Annotated in this window: 23 protein-coding genes and 1 pseudogene; 16 read left to right on the top strand and 8 right to left on the bottom strand. The window is 67.7% G+C overall.

From position 1 onward, the window contains the following. Positions 1–69: 69 nt before the first annotated feature. From ACGFI9_RS31220 to ACGFI9_RS31210, 3 genes are read right to left on the bottom strand one after another with little or no spacing between them, the layout of a single operon-like run. Positions 70–1,380, bottom strand: a complete 1,311-nt coding sequence (locus ACGFI9_RS31220; RefSeq protein ID WP_393183659.1) for a ThiF family adenylyltransferase — start codon at positions 1,378–1,380, stop codon at positions 70–72. Continuing rightward, a complete protein-coding gene (locus ACGFI9_RS31215; RefSeq protein WP_393183657.1) occupies positions 1,373–1,816 on the bottom strand; it encodes a hypothetical protein in 444 nt (147 codons plus the stop codon). The genes ACGFI9_RS31220 and ACGFI9_RS31215 overlap by 8 nt, the downstream gene beginning before the upstream one ends. Continuing rightward, positions 1,813–2,079, bottom strand: coding sequence for a DUF2604 domain-containing protein (locus ACGFI9_RS31210; RefSeq protein WP_393183655.1), 267 nt, complete (start codon positions 2,077–2,079; stop codon positions 1,813–1,815). The genes ACGFI9_RS31215 and ACGFI9_RS31210 overlap by 4 nt, the downstream gene beginning before the upstream one ends. Before the next feature lie 232 nt (positions 2,080–2,311). On the opposite strand from ACGFI9_RS31210, the gene ACGFI9_RS31205 reads away from it, so the two are divergent. The 4 genes from ACGFI9_RS31205 (at position 2,312) to ACGFI9_RS31190 (ending at position 5,449) form a co-directional block, all read left to right on the top strand. Beyond that, a complete protein-coding gene (locus tag ACGFI9_RS31205) occupies positions 2,312–2,659 on the top strand; it encodes a hypothetical protein (RefSeq protein WP_393183653.1) in 348 nt (115 codons plus the stop codon). Beyond that, positions 2,656–3,756, top strand: coding sequence for an XRE family transcriptional regulator (locus ACGFI9_RS31200; RefSeq protein ID WP_393183651.1), 1,101 nt, complete (start codon positions 2,656–2,658; stop codon positions 3,754–3,756). Before ACGFI9_RS31205 ends, ACGFI9_RS31200 begins: the two co-directional genes overlap by 4 nt. A 706-nt stretch (positions 3,757–4,462) precedes the next feature. After that, positions 4,463–4,828, top strand: a complete 366-nt coding sequence (locus ACGFI9_RS31195) for a hypothetical protein (RefSeq protein ID WP_393183649.1) — start codon at positions 4,463–4,465, stop codon at positions 4,826–4,828. A gap of 120 nt (positions 4,829–4,948) precedes the next feature. Then, positions 4,949–5,449: a hypothetical protein gene (locus tag ACGFI9_RS31190; protein WP_393183647.1), complete on the top strand. Its 501-nt coding sequence runs from the start codon at positions 4,949–4,951 to the stop codon at positions 5,447–5,449. Positions 5,450–6,250: 801 nt separating this feature from the next. Here ACGFI9_RS31190 and ACGFI9_RS31185 read toward each other — a convergent pair. Beyond that, complete coding sequence (locus ACGFI9_RS31185) at positions 6,251–6,736, bottom strand: hypothetical protein (protein ID WP_393183800.1); 486 nt, start codon at positions 6,734–6,736, stop codon at positions 6,251–6,253. A 199-nt stretch (positions 6,737–6,935) separates the two neighbouring features. After that, on the bottom strand, positions 6,936–7,160 hold the full coding sequence (locus ACGFI9_RS31180) for a flavodoxin (RefSeq protein WP_393183645.1): 225 nt from the start codon (positions 7,158–7,160) through the stop codon (positions 6,936–6,938). 2 nt (positions 7,161–7,162) lie between these two features. Here ACGFI9_RS31180 and ACGFI9_RS31175 point away from each other — a divergent pair, with 2 nt between their 5' ends. The 3 genes and pseudogenes from ACGFI9_RS31175 (at position 7,163) to ACGFI9_RS31165 (ending at position 8,881) form a co-directional block, all read left to right on the top strand. Continuing rightward, entirely contained in the window at positions 7,163–7,681 is a 519-nt protein-coding gene (locus ACGFI9_RS31175; RefSeq protein WP_393183644.1) for a zinc-binding dehydrogenase, read from the top strand. 92 nt (positions 7,682–7,773) lie between these two features. Further along, positions 7,774–7,863 (top strand): annotated as a pseudogene (locus ACGFI9_RS31170) (DUF2255 domain-containing protein); the annotation flags it as partial. A gap of 130 nt (positions 7,864–7,993) precedes the next feature. Continuing rightward, entirely contained in the window at positions 7,994–8,881 is an 888-nt protein-coding gene (locus ACGFI9_RS31165) for an aldo/keto reductase (protein ID WP_393183642.1), read from the top strand. Between the two features lie 133 nt (positions 8,882–9,014). Here the strand turns inward: ACGFI9_RS31165 and ACGFI9_RS31160 are convergent, their stop codons facing one another. After that, positions 9,015–10,196, bottom strand: coding sequence for a low temperature requirement protein A (locus tag ACGFI9_RS31160; RefSeq protein WP_393183640.1), 1,182 nt, complete (start codon positions 10,194–10,196; stop codon positions 9,015–9,017). A gap of 798 nt (positions 10,197–10,994) precedes the next feature. Here ACGFI9_RS31160 and ACGFI9_RS31155 point away from each other — a divergent pair. The 9 genes from ACGFI9_RS31155 (at position 10,995) to ACGFI9_RS31115 (ending at position 18,501) form a co-directional block, all read left to right on the top strand. Further along, a complete protein-coding gene (locus ACGFI9_RS31155) occupies positions 10,995–11,168 on the top strand; it encodes a hypothetical protein (protein WP_393183638.1) in 174 nt (57 codons plus the stop codon). 374 nt (positions 11,169–11,542) lie between these two features. Then, positions 11,543–12,586, top strand: coding sequence for a fatty acid desaturase family protein (locus ACGFI9_RS31150; protein WP_393183636.1), 1,044 nt, complete (start codon positions 11,543–11,545; stop codon positions 12,584–12,586). Positions 12,587–12,733: 147 nt separating this feature from the next. Further along, positions 12,734–13,465 (top strand): GAF and ANTAR domain-containing protein, encoded by a 732-nt coding sequence (locus ACGFI9_RS31145; protein ID WP_393183634.1) that lies wholly within the window; start codon positions 12,734–12,736, stop codon positions 13,463–13,465. A 150-nt stretch (positions 13,466–13,615) separates the two neighbouring features. Then, on the top strand, positions 13,616–14,416 hold the full coding sequence (locus tag ACGFI9_RS31140; RefSeq protein WP_393183633.1) for a SigB/SigF/SigG family RNA polymerase sigma factor: 801 nt from the start codon (positions 13,616–13,618) through the stop codon (positions 14,414–14,416). A gap of 398 nt (positions 14,417–14,814) precedes the next feature. Further along, entirely contained in the window at positions 14,815–15,216 is a 402-nt protein-coding gene (locus tag ACGFI9_RS31135) for a lipopolysaccharide assembly protein LapA domain-containing protein (RefSeq protein ID WP_393183631.1), read from the top strand. A gap of 23 nt (positions 15,217–15,239) precedes the next feature. Then, positions 15,240–15,773 (top strand): DUF5994 family protein, encoded by a 534-nt coding sequence (locus ACGFI9_RS31130; protein ID WP_393183629.1) that lies wholly within the window; start codon positions 15,240–15,242, stop codon positions 15,771–15,773. A 322-nt stretch (positions 15,774–16,095) separates the two neighbouring features. Then, on the top strand, positions 16,096–16,596 hold the full coding sequence (locus ACGFI9_RS31125) for an inorganic diphosphatase (protein ID WP_393183627.1): 501 nt from the start codon (positions 16,096–16,098) through the stop codon (positions 16,594–16,596). Between the two features lie 551 nt (positions 16,597–17,147). Then, a complete protein-coding gene (locus ACGFI9_RS31120) occupies positions 17,148–17,483 on the top strand; it encodes a hypothetical protein (RefSeq protein ID WP_393183799.1) in 336 nt (111 codons plus the stop codon). Between the two features lie 688 nt (positions 17,484–18,171). Further along, a complete protein-coding gene (locus tag ACGFI9_RS31115; RefSeq protein WP_393183625.1) occupies positions 18,172–18,501 on the top strand; it encodes a nucleoside triphosphate pyrophosphohydrolase family protein in 330 nt (109 codons plus the stop codon). 189 nt (positions 18,502–18,690) lie between these two features. On the opposite strand, the gene ACGFI9_RS31110 is transcribed toward ACGFI9_RS31115, so the two are convergent. Both ACGFI9_RS31110 and ACGFI9_RS31105 read right to left on the bottom strand, forming a co-directional pair. Further along, positions 18,691–19,806 (bottom strand): hypothetical protein, encoded by a 1,116-nt coding sequence (locus ACGFI9_RS31110; protein ID WP_393183624.1) that lies wholly within the window; start codon positions 19,804–19,806, stop codon positions 18,691–18,693. A 139-nt stretch (positions 19,807–19,945) separates the two neighbouring features. Continuing rightward, positions 19,946–20,581, bottom strand: coding sequence for a hypothetical protein (locus ACGFI9_RS31105; RefSeq protein WP_393183622.1), 636 nt, complete (start codon positions 20,579–20,581; stop codon positions 19,946–19,948). Positions 20,582–20,695 lie beyond the last annotated feature (114 nt).

Below are 20,695 nucleotides of genomic sequence, written 5' to 3'. Positions count from 1 at the left end.
GGCATGGCCGCGACCACGATGCAGGCCGGTCAATCGGCCATCCAGCCTACGGTCCCCTTTCGCGCTGGGTCACGCGGCTGCTTGTTCCGGCCGTGACATCGGGCAATAGAGCGGGCAGTTGGGGGCGGGCGCCTGCGTGTAGCGGTGCAGACCGCGGGGGTTGTGCAATCCGAGTGGCCAGACCTGGGTTGACCGAGTGCGAGTCTGCGCTGCCGCACGGCTGCTGGACGTGAGATCGAGGGCCTGAATCAGGCCAGCCCAGAAGGAGACGAAGGAGACCGTCGGGATGGGTCCATCCGTGTCGTCGTCCTTCGGGTGGACGCAGCCGGCGCAGGCGGCTCCGCTCGGATGGGCGGAGACGAGGACGAAGTCGTGTGAGCTGGCGCCGATTCCGATCCAGCTGCGGGGTGCTGCGGCCTGGACGAGCCAGCGGGATGGGATGTGGTCGACGCCAACCAGCACGTGCTCGGCGATCGGCGCGAGCGCTTGAGCGGCGCGGTGGTCAAATCGTGTCGGAACGCCGGTGACGGACAGCCCGTTGCGGGTGTACGAGCTGAGCATGGTCGTCTTCGCGGTGTCGATCCAGCTACGTCGGGCGAGCGCGTAGCGGTTGAGATTGCTGAGGTCCAGCAGCTCCGGCTCGATGATGCGCAGATCCGTGGTCATCCGGGGCATGCGCAACAGCGCGTAGAGCGCGGCGTTGGTGATCGCGCCACCACTGATCACGTCAACGTGCCCGAGCCGCGACGGCCTGCGGGTCCGGTAGTCGGTGAGGTCGAGGGTGACCTGGCGCTCCGGCAGCAACCGCCAGCCGGCAGCCGACGGCGCCGGGCGGTTGAGACGCTCCGCCGTGTGCGGCAGGGCGGCTCGGAGCCCGTCTGCCGCGGCCGCTGCGGCTGCTGCCATGGCGCCCACCTGGTCGTCGCCTTGCCAGGCGATGCTGGTGGCGCGCGGGCCGACGTCGGCCCGCCAGCCGGTGCCGCTCACCCGTATGGCGTCGGCCGGGGCCGCGGTGTCGCCGAGGGCGAACGTCACCGTGGGCGTCCCCGGGTTTGATGACCCGCCGGGCATCAGGTCGTCGGCATAGTCGAGCAGGCCGCCCAGCAGTTGACCTCCGCGTAGCGGCGGCTGCTCGGCCACGAGCGGGATCTCCGGCACGTCGAGGTCGATCTGCAGGCCAATCATCGCCAGCTGTCCGAACAGGGTGACCAGCGCGGTCTGCCCGGCTGGGGTGGCGACGTTACGCCGGTCGGCGAGGACCCGGACAGTCGTGGCGCGCAGCCCGTCGATGATGGCCCGGTGATCCACACCCGGGCCGAATACGTCCCGCTCCAGGAGCAGCGCGGTACGGGCCAGTGCGGTGTAGATGTCGTCAGACAAGGTTGAGCACCTCCTGGGTCGGGCGCGGTACCCAGTCGCAGTTCGGGTCCATCTCCATCAGGACGGTGTCGGCGAGGGTGGCTGGCCCGGCCGCGAAGTCTGGGATGACCAGCGACAGGAACCCTGGCGCGGGGGCGAGCGCGAATTGGTCGTCGGTCTCGGAGTGTCCGGCGTGCCGGGGATGGGTGTGCACCTGTACCCGGACGGTCTGCCCCGTGCGCCGCAGGTCGAGGAAGAACCTAGTGATCCAGGTCGAGTCGACGTCATACCAGCGGGGCCCCGCTTGGTGCACCGGGTGCACCAAGCGGGTCAGCAGGTCAGGTTCGGTCCGGGCGGCGCACCAGTACAGGACGCACTCGGCGTGCCCGGCACCACAGGCGCGCAGCTGGTCGAACGAGTCCTGCAGCAGGCGCTGCGGCAGCCGCACGCGATTCACGAGCCGCCCTTGACGGTGCTCTGGCGCAGCACGAGCAGCACGCCGGGCTTCACGCCAGCGTCGGCCGCGGACTGGTTGTCGTCGAGCTCGACGCCGTCCTCGGTGAACAGGGCCAGGAGGTGGTTGTTCGGGCTGTTCTGCAGGTTGAACGCGTGCTTGGCCTGCTGGAGCAGCGCCTGGATCGCGGCGTTCGGCTGGTAGCGGACGTCCTCGTCGGTGCCGTTGTAGGTCACCGTGACGGTGTCGTGCTTGTCGTTGCTCATCTTCGTTGTCCTTGATCTCCGGCGAACCGCCGGTCGCGGTGAAGTGCGAACAGGTGGCACCGCTGTACCGCGACCCCCGCGGTGTTCCAGCGCCAACAGCGCGATCCCCGAGGAGATCTCGCCGCGAGCAGCATACACCCCATCACCCTAGGGGTGATGCGCTTATGCCGAGCAGTCGGCGTGTTCGGCGCTCCCGGCCGGTGTGGGGTCGCGTGTAGCGTCGGCTGGCGGAGTGCACGTCATCAGCCAATGGGTGATGGAGAATGAACGCGTGGAACGGGAGTACCTGGATGAGACTCTGCGTCGCCTCGCCGTCGAACCTGACTTCCAGCCGAAGGGCTGGAGCGCTCAGGAGATCGCGGAGTTCCATCGTCTCGTTCAGTGCGCGCGGGCGGCGTACGTCGAAACCGACCTTCGGAACATGCGCGTCTTGCGCATTAGGCCTGACGACCACGGCCTGCCGGGCAAGGCGCAGGCGACGTTGAGCTCCGGCCGCTTAATCGACCTCACGTTCAAGAACTCCGACAGCTACGGCGCCGTCGTCTTCGAACTCTTGACTCCCGAGATGGAAGCCAAATGAGCAACCCTGAACGCGACCTTCTGCCACCTCACCAGACTCCGGTGGGTCAACTCCTTGGTGAGGAATTGGAAGCCAGGGGCTGGTCTCAGGCCGACTTTGCCGCCGTCCTCGATCGGCCGACCCAGTTCGTGTCCGAGATCGTGACTGGCAAGAAGGAGATCACCAGGGAGTCGGCGGCCCAGATTGGTGCCGCGCTAGGCCAATCGGCCGAGTACTGGCTCAGGCTGCAGGATCAGTACCTACTTGCCGAACAGGTCAAGAACAAAGCCACCCAAGGAAAGCTGGAAGAAGTGCGCAGACGCGCGCTCCTCAATGACAAAGCTCCCATCCAGTTGCTTCGCAAACGCAACCTCCTCGTCGGCAACACACTCGACGAACTGGAGGCCGAAGTCATGGAATTGTTTGAGCTCAGCTCGCTGGACGCGGAACCAGCATTCGCCGCCGCGGCGAGGCGTGGTAACCGAGGTGAAGAGATCAGTGTTCTTCAACGCGCCTGGGTGGCGTGTGTCCGCAGGAAAGCGCGTGAGCTGCCTCCTCGGAAAAGCTATTCGGCCACCGGGCTGGAGAATCTTGCCCGCTCCCTGTCGCGGACTCTCAAGACGTCGGATGCGTTCTCCCACTTGCCCAAGCTGTTCGCGGAGGTCGGGGTAAGGCTGGTCTACGTGGAGATGCTTCCCGGCGGCAAGATTGACGGCTGTGCCATGTACGTCGACGGCTATCCCGTTATCGGACTCTCAGGGAGGGGGCAGCGGCTTGATAAAGTCCTTTTTACCCTCCTCCACGAGGTCGCGCATATACTCCGTGGGCATGTAGATGTCGAGCGCATCATCGCCGAGGAGATTGATGACAAGGGTAACCACGAATCGGCTCAAGAGGCGGAAGCAAACAGATTGGCATCTGCGTGCATCTTTCCAAACGGGTTTCTTAGCGTTCCGGCACGCATTAGTAGTTCGTGGGTCGACCAGGCTGCTGCCGAACTGGGAGTCGCCCGAATCGTCGTCGTGGGCTACCTTCAACACCGCAAACGTCTTGACTGGCGTACGACCTTTACAAAGAATGCTCCGAACGTCAGCGATGTGCTAGGGTCGTGGAAGTAAGGCTAAGGTGCACGACGTGTTATGGCTGGCCGAGTGGGCCAGGCAGCTTGACCTTCCGCGCGATCAGCGCGGAGGCCAGAGCTTCGGCACCGCCCAATAGATTCTCGTTGCACCAGTCCTGCAGTACCTTGCGCAGCTCCTCGATGTCACAGCGTGCTAGCACTGCTGGTGCCGCCGTCGCTGGACGGCGCTGACCGGGTGGTGTTCGTGTGTACGCACAACTCCACCCGGTTCCAGTTGGCCGCCGTTCTGTGGCGGGACCGGGTCGGCGGCCCCCCATCCCGCCTCCCGGGTTCGCCTTCGGGCGGTGAAGGTCGCGCACCGGCACGGCCTGACCCTCGACCGGATCGGCACCGCCCACGTCGGCGGCGTCATCACGACGGCGACCTCGTCATTGCCGTTTGCGATAACGCCCACGAAGACCTCGCCAATACAGCCACAGCGGACGGGCCCGAAACCAACCCGCCGGTCAGGTCGTGCCGCCGGTGTCCGTGCGAATCGATCAGCGTCGACAACCCGAGGGCGGGCGAAGGCCGGCTGATGGAGCGTGCCGTCCTCACCACGATCCGCGGTCAGTTAGCCCCGCCTCACTGCACATGCATAACCTCTAGCGATGTATCCGCGTGGGCTCACTGATGATCACGAAACGGCCGTGCGTGCGGCAGCGTCCGCATTTCGTGCCGGGCTGGAACGAGGCGGGCTTCGGATGATCAGCCTCGCCGAATTCCCGAAGGGCTCATGCGGAGACACGTGCGAACTGCTGGGCCAGTTCCTCGCCGACTCGGGACTCGGTGACTGGCAGTATCGATCGGGCCAGCGGGACGAGCCGTTCCACACGCATGCGTGGCTCGAGCAGGACGGGCTGATCCTGGACATCACGGCAGACCAGTTCCCTGACATCGACGAGCCGGTGCTCCTCACCCGGGATCCGGGTTGGCACGCACGGTTCCAGCTCATGGCTGGACGGCGCGTCGCAAACCTCAGCTGGTTCGACGGCCATGACCATGTAGGCGACGTGCGGTGGACGTACGCAGAGTTGGTACGGCGCGCCGCCGAGTCTCCAGCGGCATAAGATCACGCAACATCCTGAGGCGCCGGTCCGATGACAAGCCTGCCCATGCATGCCCCACGCGAGCCGGCTTCGTTCGTTGAGTCAGTCATGTTGACGAGATGACCACGAGTGCGAGGCGGCGTGCCGATCTTCCTGAAGAACCTTCCCCCGGCCGACCGGGACCAAGACCTTCGGGTCTTCAAGTTCGAAGCGATCGCGAACCTGCGGTGGCCCGACGACGTGGTGCGACAGTGGCTCTACGACCACGGCGGACACCTTGAGTTCCTCAGGGACTACGAAGACCTCGACCTCGAACGGATCCGCTGGAGCCTCGAGGACGTCCCCGTCGCAGAACTCGAATCGATTCCCACCGGCGCCAGTGACCAGGGATTCCTCGAGGAGGTCGCGGCGAACCACGAGTACTGGCTGAGCAAGCGCCCGCAACGAATTCAGGACGCATGGAAGATCCAGGGAACGTGGCTCATACCGCCGATCATGATCTCCCGCAACCTTCTTCATCCATCGAACCGCGGGCTGCAGGTCATCGAAGGGCGGATGCGCACCGGAATCTTGCAGGGGCGACGGTCCGGTGGCCTGCATGTCGCCGACAAGCACCCGGCATGGGTTGGAAGACCAGGCTGATCCGCCCCGTACAAGGCCGCGCGGAGGGGTGGCGGCCATCGAGCGCGGGACCGGTCGTTGGGATCGCGTTGTGTTCCTAACACCCCAACCCCGGCAGCCCTCGCCCTCACGCCCCCACGCCCTCACCAGCACCACCGGCGGCGGAACGACCACCAGCTACACCTACGACAACGGCGGCTACCTCAAAACCCGCACCAGCACCGACAAGCCCAACCAAACCCTCACCTTCGACTCCGAAGGCCACCTCACCGAACTCGTCAACGGCGCCATCACCCACACCTACCTTTCTGACGCAGCCGGCAACCGACTCATCGCCGACAACCCTGGCGCCGAGAAGACCCTCTACCTCGGCGGGACCGAGTACCACCTGAGCCACACGGGCACCGGATGCGGTACGGGGATGGGCATCGTGGGAGCCGGCTGGTGGTGCACTGCCGGGTACGGGTGGGTGAGAACGTCACGCCGACAGCTTCGCCGATTGCGGAGCCCCGGCTCGCCATCCCCCGGGTGCGATGTCGCCTTTCCGGAAGGGTGCGATCAAGCCGTTCCGCCCGCCCCCAGAGATGAGTCAGGCGGTGTTCCGGCGGAGGAACTTCGCGACGTACCCCGTCGGCGATTCTCGGACTCGCTGCTGCCCGCGCTGCTTACCGCCGCTCACCGCAGCAGACCTGGTGATCTGGCCCCTACGGATCAGAAGGTTAGGGGTTCGAGTCCCTTCGGCGCGCAAGATCAAGAGGCGTCTGACCTGCCGGAAGGCGGGTCGGGCGCTTCTGTGTTTCTGCCTGGTTCGAACGGTGGGTGTCACGTGGGTGTCGTCAGGGTGTCATCACGCTGCGTGATCTCTCTCCGCTTTGGGTAGCTGTGACCTGCGGCTTCCGCTCTTCGGTGGGGCGGGTAGGGGCCGGAACACCTGTCGCGGGCCGGGGCTTGGGCTGGGCCGGCCCTTCTTGCGGATCTTGTCGCGGGTGCGGCGGCCCAGCGGGTGCGGAACTCCTCGCTGCGGGTGGCCAGTTCTCCGATCAGGTCGGTCAGGGCCTTGTCGTAGGGGTTCTTGCCGGCCTCCGCACGTAAAGCAGCGACCGTGTCGTGTCCGGTGGCGTCCCAGTCCCGGTAGTAGTCGGCGGCGCGCGGGTTGAGGAATCGGAACCGCGCATGGTTGACCGGGCGGGCGGGATCGTCGAACAGCGGTGCGTTCAACGCCCGGCCCAGCCGGTTGGTCGCCACGATGTCGCCGCGGCCGTTGCCTACCCAGGCCGGTGAGAGCTGGCTGTCGAGGATCTGCTGGATGCCCGGGCGTACCCGCTGCGCGGCCGGCGGGTGCCGCCGTGCGCGGGAAGGCCTACCTGTTCCGGGGTGACCTTGCCGCGGCGGGTGACCAGAAAGTCTCGTACCTCGCTGCGGTTGTCCATGCGCTCTACGCTACAAGCCTGCTCTGGCTGCTGGGAGATGCTGTCAGCACCCCTCTGGGCAGTATCCCCATCGCCGGTCATCGCGCGAGCAGGCCGATGCGTTGCAGCCAGGACTGTACGGTGTCGATGCTGTCGGCGGCTTCTTCGCCGCGGATGGCGAGCCCCTCGTCGATGGTGGCGCCGCGGCAGGAGGCGGTGTAGACCTGCGGCGCCTGTCCCAGGCCGCTGACGGCGTAGGTGACCAGCGGGAAAACGGTCTTGCCGGTGAAGTCGTAGCGTTCGGTGAAGGTCGACATGATCATTGGTGGGCGAACGTTCCAGATGGGGCTGCGCGGTCATCGCCGCCAAGCGCCTCGGCGCCGAGCGGATCATCGCGCTGAGCCGCAACCCCATGCGGCAGGCCCTCGCCCGGGAGTTCGGTGCTACCGACATCGTCACCGAGCGCGGCGACGACGCCACCAAGCTGATCATGGACGTGACCGGCGGGATCGGCGTCGACGCCGCGCTGGAATGCGTCGGCACCGGCCAGTCCATGGCCACCGCGTTCGGCATTGCCCGGGTCGGGGCGGTCGTCGGCGCGGTCGGTGTGCCACACGACTCGGTGGTGCCGATCCAGACGGTCATCTTCCGCAACGTCGGCCTGCGCGGCGGCGTCGCCCCGGCCCGCCGCTACATCCCCGAACTGCTCGACGACGTCCTCACCGGCCGCATCAACCCCGGCCTGGTCTTCGACTACGAGACCGACCTCGACGGCATCAACGACGCCTACAACGCCATGCTCGAACGCCGCGCCACCAAGTCCCTCGTGCGTATCGGCGCCTAACCTGCGATGGGACGTCTGCTGGTACCCCTTTCGGCAGCAACCCCCTCAAACCGGGACAGGGGCGTTTGCTGGTATGAGCCGACTGTGCCCCGATCGGCCGCGCCGAGGAGCTGCAACTGGCGTCGCTGCGCGACGACGGCATGCTGCGCCCGTACGTGACTATCTGGGTCGTGCGCGCCGGCGATCAGCTCTACGCCGCCTACCACGCCAAATGCGACCGGCACGGGGCCGCCATCGTCGGCTCCGTCGCGCGGAAGAACGCCAGCGAGGCCACATCCGCCTGTTCCCCTGACAGTGAAAGGAAACGCTCCCATGCCCCCCATTCCGAACCTGACGCTCAGCAACGGCGTCGAACTGCCCGCCATCGGCTTCGGCGTCTTCCAGACCCCGCCCGAGGAGACCAGCTCCGCCGTCGAGGCGGCGCTGGCAACCGGCTACCGGCACGTCGACACCGCCGCCGCCTACGGCAACGAGCGGCAGGTCGGCGAGGCGATCGCCAAGTCCGGCGTCGACCGCTCCGACGTGTTCATCGAGACCAAGATCTGGATCAGTGACTACGGCTACGACCAGACCCTGCACGGCTTCGACAAGAGCGCCGGCAAGCTCGGCGTCGACCAGATCGACCTGCTCATCCTGCACCAGCCGCTGCCGACGGAGTTCGACAAGACCCGGCAGGCCTACCGCGCCCCGGAGACGCTGCTGAACGACGGCAAGGTCCGCGCCATCGGCGTCAGCAATTTCATGGTCGACCACCTCACCGCGCTGCTGGACAAGGCGACCGTCGTGCCCGCGGTCAACCAGATCGAGGTGCACCCGTACTTCACCCAGCACGAGGTGCAGGCGTTCGGCGCGCAGCACGGCATCGTGTCCCAGGCGTGGTCGCCGATCGGTGGCATCACCTTCTACCGCGACGGCAACCACACCAGCACCCTGCAGGACCCGGTCATTGGCGAGATCGCCAAGGCACACGGCAAGCCCCCAGCCCAGGTGATGCTCCGCTGGCACCTGCAGCAGGGCCGCTCAGCGATCCCGAAGTCGACCAAGCCTGCGCGGATCGCGGAGAACTTCGACATCTTCGACTTCGAGCTCACCACCGAGCAACTCGCCGCCACCGACGGCCTCGACACCGGCCGCCGCGGCGGCCCCGAGCCCGCCGACATCACCCTCGCCACCTTCGGCATGCCGATCCCCGAAGCCTGACACCCCGGGCCGCCCGGGTTCCACCGCGCGGGCCCGCTACCGAACACCCAGGACACATGCGTACGGCCCGGAGATCAGCAGGAGGATCTGGCTCCTGATGAGTCCAGTTGTTCGAGTGGTCCCGCGCCTTCAGCTACATGGAGGGGGTTGGTTGCTCGGGTGGGGCGCCGCGGGCCCGGATGCTGTCTGCGATGGCAACTCCTGCCAGGACGAGGGTGGCGGTGAGGCCGGCCACCAGTGCGGGTGCGAGCACCAGAGCCGGTCCGGCGACGATCAGCACTAGCAGTGCCACCAGCCGGGACGGTGACACCCGACTGAACACCTCGTATTCGAAGCGGGCCCGTCCGGCCAGGAACAACGCAGGCCCGCCGAGAATGATGCCGGCCTGCCAAGGTGTGCTGTGGTCGGTGGGGTGGGCGATGACGACTTCGAAGCCGGCGGACGCGGCGACCACTCCGGCCACCATGAGCAGGTGGGTGTTGGGTGCGGACCGCACGAATCGGCCCGGATCTCGGGAGGATTCGATGGTGGCTTTTAGCAGGGCTCCGGCGCGGTGGACGTAGACCTGCCACAGCAGCACGGTGGCGGCGAAGGCAAGCAGGAGCGCTGCCGTGCGGCCGGCTGTCATGTCGCTGTCGGCGTAGGTGATGGTGGTGACGAGGATGAGATCACCGAGGGCGAGGGTGAAGAATTGCTGGTAGCGCTCCGCCAGGTGGTCGGCTGCCACCCTGTACTGGGATGTGGGTACCCGACCGAGCCGGGGCGTGGGATAGCGGAGCCACGCTGCCCCGTAGTCGATGGCGAGCGCCGCGGTCCACAGCAGGCCCCGCGCTGCGCCTGCCACGAGGCCGCCGGCGAGCCACGGTACGGCGGACACGAGGAACCAGAAGACGAATCGGCCGGGGTGCAGATGCGCCCTGCGGTTGTGCAGCGTGGCGACGAGGAAGATGCCACGTCCCAGGTGGATCGCCACGTATGCGCCCGCGAAGACCAGGGCGCGGTCGGAGAAGGCGTCGGGCAGCGTGCCAGCCATCAGGATGGTTCCGAGCATGACCCAGAGCGTCATGACGAAGATGGGAGGCCGCTGCGCGTGGTAGAGGTCGGTTACCAGCGCGGTGGCGGACCAGACCCACCAGATCGCCAACAGCAGCACCACGGTCTGGACGGCCCCGACCCAGTCGAGACGCTGGGCCAAGGTTCGTGATGTCAGGGCGAGCGCGGCGACGAAGACCAGGTCGAGAAACAGTTCCAGCAGGGTTGCCCGCTGAGGTCCCTCGCTCTCCCGGGCCAGCCCTATTGCTCGGTCGGTCGTCATCGGGCTCCCGTCTACTAACCCGGGTCTTCGGGACTGGCGAGAGATTTGCGGTAGGGGACGCGGCCGGGTCGGGTGGCGAGGAAGCCCTGAGCGATTTTAGGGGAGTAGCGAACTCAATATGGCAAAAGTTGACTTTGTCCCCTCGGTTTGGGTTGGCGCCCGCGCCTCGGGCTGGCCCGAGAATCCCGGTCCTTCGTGTTGCCGCCGTTACCCCCCACCCTCCTTGTCACAGACCGCGCACGGATCGGTGCGGGTTGTTGTCGCCGCCGGGGCCGGTGGTACCCGCACGGCATGATGTGCCGGATTCGAACCAGGGTGAGGGCGAGGCTCGGGATTTCGGCGATCGCTTCCGGGATCGCGGCCACCACCCGCCGTCCAGAACCGCTCGCCTCCGGGTGGCGGTGAGGATTAGCCAAGGTGCGGCGGATGTTGTGGCGGGATCATGGTGCCGATGACAGCGGCCAGCAGTAGCGCCAGACCGATGGGCAGGGGCGATGTGCGAAGCCGGCCCGGTGCGGGTGCAGATCCACGCCATGAGGCGTACGGTGAGTGTGTCACCCGAGTCCCTGGCGGCCGCCACTGCCGTCCACCATCCCGCTCGGGCGCCAATCGTCACTCCCATCGTGCCAAGCCTGCTCGTCGTGCTGGCTGATCGCCGACCACGTCCCGGCCGACGGATCCGCCGGCGCGGCACGCTCAGGGCCGCCGTGTGTCCCGACGGTGGTGGGATCCAACCAGCGCGTTCGCACGGCCGCCCGTGAGCACGAACCTTCCGGACGGCTTCACAGGGAGTATCCGATGAACATCGCCAGGCAGCGGATCGTCAGCATTCTTCGCCAACGCGGCCAGCAAGTCAGGGCCGACTGGGTCGAGCGCGAGCTACCGGAGCGGGTGGACCCCAAAGAGCACGCCGGGCTGCTCGCCACCCTACGTCTCGATCCGGCCGATCTCGTCGACGCGCCTTCGCCGTGAGGGGCGCTCCGCTCGGACCGTTCGCCAGGCGCACACCTCCCACCGTGGCGGCCCCACGCTCCGGCGCTATTGAGGCCAATCCGCCGCAAGGGGTTGGTCGACCGCCGAAAATCCAAGCTGAAGAGGCATCGGAGTCAGCCGACGCAGTGCCGACCAGAGAGGGGGTGCACCGTGACGTCGGGATCGGTGAGCCAACAGATCAAGGGCCTGCTCGGCAGTCCCAGAGGGCGTGGCTTGATGCGGCGTGGCCGCTGCGGCCCGGGCAGCCCCGGCACGCTGCGGACACTTCAACAGCTCATGACCCGCCTGACCGGCTGGTCGAGCCGCGGCCGCTGAGACAAGCCGACGGAGAAAGACCAGCGGGAGCAGCCGACGTGAGCGATACCAGTCTCGGCACCGACCGGCAGCGGGGCAGCGATTACGCCGACCTGTCCCGGCTGGTCCGCGCGGCGGGTCTACTGGGGCGGCGGCGAGGCTACTATGCAGTGCGCATCGGCCTCGTCGTCGGCTCCTTCGCCGGACTGTGGGCCCTGTTCGTCCGGCTGGGTGAATCGTGGTGGCAGCTCGGCATCGCGGTGGCCCTGGCGGTGGTCTTCGCGCAGGCCGGGTTCATCGGTCACGACGCGGGGCACCGGCAGATAGCCCGCTCGCGCCGGGCGAACGACCTGATCGGCATCGTGCACGGCAACCTCCTGACCGGGATCAGCTACGGCTGGTGGGTGGACAAGCACAACCGGCACCACGCCCACCCCAACACCGAAGGCAAGGATCCCGACATCACCGTGGCGCCCCTGTCCTTCACCGCCGACCAGGCCCGCCGGCGGCGTGGCCTCGGTGCACTGCTCGTGCGCTACCAGGCGTATCTGTTCTTCCCGTTGCTCCTGCTGGAAGGCCTGCACCTGCACGCCAACAGCGTGAAGTCGGTCCTCGGCGCCCGCCGCATCGCCCGCCGAACCGCCGAAGCCGGGCTGCTGGCCCTGCACCTGGGCGGCTACCTCGCCGCCGTGTTCCTGCTCCTGAGCCCCGCGCAGGCGGTCGCGTTCATCCTCGTCAACCAGGGCGTGCTCGGCCTCTACCTCGGCTGCTCCTTCGCCCCGAACCACAAGGGCATGCCGATCCTCGGCGCCGACGACAACCTCGACTACCTGCGGCGACAGGTCCTCACCTCCCGCAACGTCCGCGGCGGGGTGTTCCTCGACATCGTGCTCGGCGGCCTGAACTACCAGATCGAACATCACCTGTTCCCGAGCATGCCGTGTCCCAACCTGCGCCGCGCCCGACCATTGATCCGGCGGTTCTGCGCCGAGCACGACATCGACTACCACGAAACCACCCTGGGCCGCTCCTGGGCCGAGACACTGCGCCACCTGCACGACATCGGATCCCCCGCACCTCCGACCGGCGTCGCCATGCGCTGAGCTGCTATGCCGCCTGGCCGCGAGCTGAGGCGCCCCTACTGGGGTGGCTGGCGGCGGGGCCGGATGAAAGCCGGGAGCCGGCCCATCGTGCAGCCGGTCCGCTGCCGCACATCCAAGTGGGGCTATGGTATGCCGAGGGTGAGTGGCATGGCCGAGATCCAGCTGTCCGACGTGTTCGTGGAAATGGCTGACACGCTTGTCGACGACTTCGACGTGATTGAGTTCCTGCATGTGCTCGCCGACCGGTGTGTTGAACTGCTGGGCGTCTCGGCGGCCGGGCTGCTGGTGACCGACCGGCAGGACAACCTTCAGGTGGTGGCGGCCTCCTCCGAACGCACCCGGCTGCTGGAGTTGTTCCGGCTGCAGACCGACCAGGGGCCCTGCGTGGACTGCTTCCGCACCGGTCAACCCGTGTCGGTCATCGACCTGCGGGCCGCCGGCCACCGCTGGCCCCGGTTCACCGCCGCCGCAGCCGAAGTCGGCTTCACCGCGGTACACGCCCTGCCCATGCGCCTACGTTCCGAGGTCATCGGCGCGCTGAACCTCTTCGACACCCGCCCGGGCGCCCTCGACGAAGGCAAGGTCCGGATCGGGCAGGCCCTGGCGGGCGTGGCCACCATCGGGCTGCTCCAACAACGCGCCATCCACCACCGCGACATCCTCACCGAGCAACTGCAGACCGCACTCAACAGCCGAGTGCTGATCGAGCAGGCCAAGGGTGTCCTCGCCGAACGCCTCCAGGTGGACGTGGGTGAGGCTTTCGCGCTGTTGCGGAACGGCGCCCGCAGCCGCAACCGGCGGCTGTCCGATCTGGCTCAGGCGATCATCGACGGCTCCGAGCAATTCCCGCCAGGAACGGCAGCCAACCTGTCCGCCTGACTGCCTGGTCAGCCAGCAGCGGCCTGTGCGGTCCCGCCAGCCGGCATCCGGCGATGCGAATCGGTGCGATGAGGCGTACGGTGAGGTGTGTCGCCCGGGCCCCCGGTGGCCGTCAGTTCCGCCGCCGCCAGCCGTAAGGGGCGTTGAACAATGGTCATCCCCACCGCGACCGCGACCGCCGTTCCCCGACATCCGCAGGCGGGTGACGTGCCGGCGACGAGCGAACAACTGTTGCGTCGACACGCTGCCCTGAGCTGCGACGATCCCGATCGTACGAGACTGCGGACCCGGATCATCGAGGGCAATCTGCCCATGGCCAGCCGACTGGCCCGCCGATACACCGGACGCGGAGAGCCCTACGATGACCTGGCCCAGGTCGCGGCCCTCGCCCTGGTCAAAGCCGTCGACGGATTCGACGTCCGTCGAGGCGTCCCGTTCTCCTGCTACGCGGTGCCGACCATTCTCGGTGCCCTCCGCCGGCACTTCCGCGACACGACATGGGCGATGCGCGTCCCGCGCCGCGCCCAGGAACTGAACAGCATGGTGCGAGCCGCCACGGCCGAGCTCACGCAGCGACAGGGCCACCACCCGACCACCGTGGAACTCGCCGACCACCTGGACGTGAGCGTCAACGACGTCCAGGCCGCCCTCACCACATCGCAGGCCTACCATCTGCCATCCCTCAACGCGCCCGACCTCGGCGCCGACAGCGTCGAGACCATCGAGCTCATGGGCGCCGTCGATCCCGGCTACGCGCGCGTGGACGACCACCTGACACTACTGCCGTTACTCGCCGCCCTTCCTCTGCGTGAGCGTCGGATTCTGACTATGTGGTTCTACCGCCACATGACCCAGGCGCGGATCGCCACCGAAGTCGGGCTGTCGCAGATGCACGTGTCCCGGCTGCTGAAGCGTTCCCTGGCCCAGCTCAGGGCCGGAATGCCGAGCTGACGGGCCGCCGTCCCGGTCACTCCGATCGCCCAGAGGAGAGCGCCAAACGATCACGAGAGGATTTCGATGGCAGTTGGTCCGTCCGTCGCGACTGAGTCCTCCATCGCCCATGTTGCCGATGGCCCTGTCTGGTATGAGGCGGTGCTGTGTTCGGCCGAGGCGCCGGCTGCCGGATTCGCCTCCCACTGCAGTCGTCGTCGAACGGCTACGGGCTCCAGTTGTTCTTCTGTTGGTCCTGTGAGGGGCGGGTGCGGCGGAACATGTTTGTCCGGATTGGTAGATCCGACATCTCGAGCGTGCCGATCAGCCCAGACGGAGAGTAGGCTGAGGTTGTCGTCCTGGACCCCGACGGCTCCGGTTCGCGTACTTCGCGCACCACCGTCGAGATGAGGTCCACAATGACCAGGTTCACCGGCTCCGCCCGCTCCACCAACGTGCAGTCCGGCCCCGAGATCAACGACCGGCCCCGCGCTGTGCCGCGTGTCCGCGCCGGGGGTTCGCTGGTCGCATTCACGGCATCCGCCGTGGTGCTTCTCCTGCTACTGATCTTCATCCTGCAGAACGGTCAGCGTACGGACGTGCACTTCTTCGGCGCGCACGGGCAACTTCCGATGGGAGTCGCGCTGCTGCTCGCCGCCGTGTTCGGCGTGCTGCTGGTGACCATCCAAGCCACCGTGCGGCGCATCCTCCAGCTGCGGCTGTTGACCCGCCGGGACCGCACCACCCCCTACACCACCACCATCACCCGTCCAGACCCCGCCGACACCGACCCGGGCACCGTGCCGGAGGGACGGAAGTGATGGTCCGCTCTGCCGAGGACCGTATGACGTGGGTCTGCACCCGTGAGCCGCCTACGGCACGCCTGCGGCTGGCCGACTCGCCGTCCAGCCGCGCGATGCTCGACGGTGGTTGGTGGCCGACTTCACGCGACCCGGTCGTCGAGCTGTGCAGCCTGGTGACCGCGCTCACCGCCGAGCGTGGCGGCGTGATCGAACGGATCATGTTGCAGCCGGCGGCCTGGGACAGGCATCCATGCCGGATCGGCGTCGGCGGTGCCGTGGTGCGGGTGGGCTGGTTCACCACCCTCGCAGCCGGGCTGGTGATCGTCACCGGCCCGCGGGATCTGCGGATCGACCTGGCCGTGATAGCGCCGCAGACTAGTTACGCCGTGGCGACGGCGGCCATGCTCGCCGCTTCCCGCCCCGCCAACACCACCCGCGCCGCCGGTACCGTGCTCATACCGCCCAGCCCACGCCGGCGAGGGGTGGCACGATACGGCGACGATGTCGCCGTCTGGGAGACCGAAGGCGGCCACGTCCAGCCTGATCGACAACCCGCAGCGCCGGCCCGGATCTGACAGCTCCAACCGGCCCGGGCCGGGAGGCGCGGGGTCCGGGACCTCGGTTCGAGGTCCCGGACCCCGAAGCCACCACTGACCGCATTCCACCAGACGCGGGAAGGGCAACAATCGGGAAGGACATCGGGACGCCGGACGCGGCCGGCTCCACTCATCGTATCGAGGGGCCTGCGTTTACCCTGCCGAGCCAGCCGCTACAGCTAACGGCCGGTCGTGTCGTCGTCGGTGTTCGACACTCACACGGCAGCGAGATCGCCGGGTTCATCACCGACCAGACCGACAGCCGGTCACCGACTGAAGGCCCGAAGAGCGGAGCAACCGCATGGAGTTCGACGTCACCATCGAGATCCCCAAGGGAACACGCAACAAATACGAAATGGATCGCCAGACCGGTCGGATCCGACTGGACCGCACCCTGTTCACCGCTACCCAGTACCCGGCCGACTACGGCTTCATCGAACACACCCTCGGCGAGGACACCGACCCCCTCGACGCGCTGGTACTGGTACAGGAACCGACCTTTCCCGGCTGCCTCATCCGATGCCGTGCCATCGGCATGTTCCGCATGCGGGACGAGAAGGGGCCCGACCCGAAGGTGCTGTGCGTGCCCACGGCTGACCCCCGCCTCGCGCACCTCGGCGACATCACGGACCTGGAACACTTCCACAGGCTGGAGATCCAACACTTCTTCGACGTGTACAAGGACCTGGAGCCGGGCAAGAGCGTCGACGTCGAACGCGGGATCTGGGCCGGCCGGACCGAAGCCGAGGCGGAGATCAGACGTTCACAGGAACGCGCCCGCCAGCAGACCTCTGCCGGCTGACCACGCCAGGCCGAGCCTCGGAGCCTTCGTCTGCGTACTCACCGTCCGGCCGGGCGCTTGGTCGCGCGCCGTCCAGGTATGCCGGACGGGTGGCGGAGTAGGCTGAGGGAAGCGTTTGCTCCAGACCCCGGCGGCGTGCTTGAGCGTCGATTGCCGGGAGGATTCGTGAGCAGCATCGATGCGACAGGCCTGCTCGACCGGCGCCCGACCTACTACACGATCAAGATCGCAATCAACGCCGCGTTGGTTGTCGCCGGCTGTCTTTGTGCTGTTGGGGGACTCGTGGTGGCGACTGGTCACCGCGGAGCTGCTGGCGTTGCGCCACGAGATCGCTGTGCTGCGCCGACGCACGTTTATCCGGGTGCAGGTGGCTCAGGTCGCGTTCGTCACCGGCCGGACTCCAGGTCGCCGTCACCCGTCCATTGAAACAAGTCTTCGACGCAGCCCGGCTCAGCAGGCGTCCGGTGAGCTCGAGTTGGGGAGGCGACACCCTTCGCGCGGCGGCACGGAGCGGACGACAGGGGCTGTTCCGGCTGGCTTGACGCCCACAACTGCAGCGGGGCCGCCGGGGCCCACCCCGGGCGCCAACGCGTGGGAGACTGGCGCTGCGGTGGAGGCGGGGGTCCTGCGCGAGTACCGCCGCGGGCCGGGGCTGGCTGATCATCACCCGCGACCGCCACATCCAGGAACACCGCCTTGAGATCGCAGCCGTCCGGGACAACCGCGCCAGGATGGTCGCCCTGACAGCCGCCGCCGCGGGCAGCGTCTTCGCGCAACTCGAGGTCGTCATGAGCGGCTGGCGCGACATCGAGCGCTCCCTTGTCGAGCCGCCGCCCTTCATCTACACAGCCACCCGGACCACGATGCGGAAGATCTCGCTGGCCTGACAACCCCGCGAGCTGGCTGTGGAGGCTCCAACGGTGCGCGGACGTCCGCAGGCCAACATCCAGCACGAACTCGTTCCAGCATTGCCGCAAGTCTCGGTAGTTCAGGCCCAGCGTCGTGAACGGGCCGATCCATGGCTGCTCCGTGGCTGCTCGGACATCGGGGAACTGATCCGAAGGTGCGGGGACTGGTTCGGATTCCGGGGCCGTTTCTGACGGCGAGCAACGATCGACGGAACCTGATGTATAGCCTGGACCTGCTGGTACCTGTGGGGATCCGTGCGGACCGTGCGGGACTGGGGCGGACGGCTGGCCAGCCAGATCATGCCCATAGACAAACATCGGTCTACGGATCAGAAGGTTAGGGGTTCGAGTCCCTTCGGGCGCGCAGCAGATCAAGGGCCGGTTTCCCAGCACGGGAGGTCGGCCCTTGATCGTGTTGACAGCGTCCTGCTGCATCCGCCGGGTCGCCTCCACGTAGATCGACTTCGTGACCGTTGGGAGCTGTGCCCCAGCACGTCCTGAATTCGTTCGAGCGGCACGAATGGCGCAGGTCATGAAACCGAATGCCTGACGAGGAGATCCGCTTGCTGCCCCGGCACCCCCGCGGCGTTGTACTTTGCCGGCGGCCTTTCGCGGTCGAAGTAGACCCGGCTGGTCGGGTATGAGGTGTTCGGCATACTGGTCCGCCATGGACCTGGACGAGTATCAGCGCGGCGCCCTCCGCACCGCCGCTCCACGTGACAAGAGGAACGAGCTGCTTCACCTGGTGCTCGGGCTGGTCGGCGAATCGGGTGAGATCGCCGAGAAGTTCAAGAAGTGGGTCCGCGACCTCGACAGCGACGAGTCGCGGATCGACCGGGCCGACATCGCCAAGGAACTCGGTGACGTGCTCTGGTACGTGGCGGTGCTCGCCGACTACCTCGACCTGTCGCTGGACGACATTGCGAGGGCCAACCTGGCCAAGCTGGCCAGCCGCCAGGGCCGTGGCGTGCTGAGCGGCAGCGGCGACAACCGCTGAGCCAGGGGTTCGGCGGTACCAGATCGACAATTCCCAAGTTCGAGTCCCTTCGGGCGCGCTTCGCGATCAAGGCCGTGACCAGCAGCAACGCTGGTGACGGCCTTGATCCGTTTTAAGCCGCTGCCAGGCGAACGGACGAATCCCTGCCACTTGGTCGAGCTGGCGGTTCGCCTGCCTAGGTCGGCTCCGCTACCGCCCGGGCTGGCCGGCCAGAACCCTGCAGTCGTTGCCGGCTGCGGCGAGTAGAGCGCCTGCGGTGTCGAGCCGACCGACCGCGCGGTGGGTGGCGGCGAGGGCTTTCCACTGGAGTGGGTCAACGGTCAGCACCGCCGCAGCCGGATGGTTGACCAGGAGGTCGAGCCGGTCGGTGTCGGTGACCGAGCGGGCTGCCTCGGCCAGGCACATCACGGGTAGCCCGAAGAGGCAGCCCTCGTCGGCGACCTTGGCGATCGCTTCGCCCACGGCGTTCGACCCTTCGGCGAAGGCGAGGATGGCGGACGTGTCGAGGATGAGCCGGATCGGCAGATCGTTCAGGGCGGGCGCGGGCCGGTCGGGACGGGCGGGTGGGGCGGATGACCGTTCGCGGCGTCGACGCTGCCCTGGGGTGCGCCACATGGGGTAGGTGGTGCTGCCATCGGGGAGATTGAAGGGTTCGAGGGGAACGTAGCCGTGCCGTGCGTACAGGTCCCGGTCGGCGAGGGTCGTCACCTCCGTGTAGGTGGGCAGCAGGGCCTGGCCCATTCGGGCGTTGCTGGTGGCCAGCAGGGTGCTGGCACGCCTGACCCGGTACGGCTTTGGTGCGACGCTGAAGAACGCCAGGTGGTTGTGGGGGCCCTCGGGTCGGTGCGTGTGCAGAACGTCGTCGAGGTGCAGGAATCGGTCCACGTACTCGCCGCAGGCGACGGCGAGCCGCTCGCCGTACCCGGTTGGTGGTGAGAGGGGGCCGTAGCGGTGCAGCCACACGGCGGCGGCGGAATGATCCTGCAGGAGATATGCCTCGCCGAACAGCAGCGCGTGTTCGGTCCAGACTCGGACGACGGCGCTGAGGATGTCCCGTCGACGGTGTTCGTCGGGTACGAGCCAGGCGCCGATCGTGCTGTCGGCGAAGGGGCCGACGACAAGATCGACGATGTGGGGAATGTCCTGCCAATGAGCGCGGCGGACGGGCAGGTTGTTGATCACAGGGTTCTCCGGGTAGCAGATGCGGCTGGTCAGTGATGGCGTCTCGCCGGGCTGCGCAAAGTTCTCGGACGTCATGACGCGCGGCAGCAGAGGCCGCTTCCTCCTCACGAATCGCCCGATCAAGCAGGAGCGGTTACGGCAGAAGCGGTTCCGCAGGACTGGGTAGGCGGGACCGGACCCCAGGTGGCAGCGGCCATGACGGCGCCTGCGTGGGCCGGGTCCTCGCGGCTGTCCCGCCTCGGGCGGGGATGGCCGGGGTTGCTCAGGCGGGCCTGGTGTCCGGTTGGCCGGAGCGGCCGGCGAGCTTCTCGCCTCCTGTGACGTAACCACCGGCAGGCTGCAGGTCCGGGGCCCAGGAGCGCGGCGAAGCGTCAGCCGCGATTCCTGTACCGCCGGCAGCACAGCCCTGGCCGGCAGCGCTGGCGGGAGCGTTCATGGTCAACCCGAGGGCGTGGGCCAGGTCGTCTGCCCACGGCACCTGACTCGTTCCGACCGCCTTCAGCGACCGGGGGTCAAGGTTTGCTGTCACGGACGCCCGCGCCGCCCGCGGGACACTCGGCTGGACCGCGGCCATCGGTGGTCGAGGCGGCACGATCGTGGTGGGCGTCGCGGCCGGCGGCGCCTCATCCGCCGCCGGCGGCGCGGCGGGAGGCGTCGACGGCGCGGCGGGTGAGCCGATGATCGGCTGGACCAGGTCGAGCACCGGCGTCAGAGCGGGCGGTAGAACGTCAACGATCGGCTCGGTCACAGGCCGGACGACGGTGCCGACCGGTTCCAGCAGGCCTGTCCCGGCGACCTCCTCCACGACCGGTGACGCCAGACTCACGACCGGACGCATCGCCGTGACGACCGCCTCGACAGCCGTTTCGGCGTCGGCGACTGTCGTCGGGTCCGCCACCTGGCCTACGGCTGCGGGTCCGGCGGCCCGAGCAGCATCATCCGCAACCGCCTCGTGAAAGCCCCAGAGACCGACCGCGCCTCCTATGAGGAGAGCGCCACGCAGCGTCCACCG

The sequence above is a fragment of the Micromonospora sp. NPDC048930 genome, assembly GCF_043197935.1.
GTDB lineage: Bacteria > Actinomycetota > Actinomycetes > Mycobacteriales > Micromonosporaceae > Micromonospora.
The sequence above is the reverse complement of the archived record's forward strand: the minus strand, read 5'-3'. Positions and strand labels throughout refer to the sequence as shown.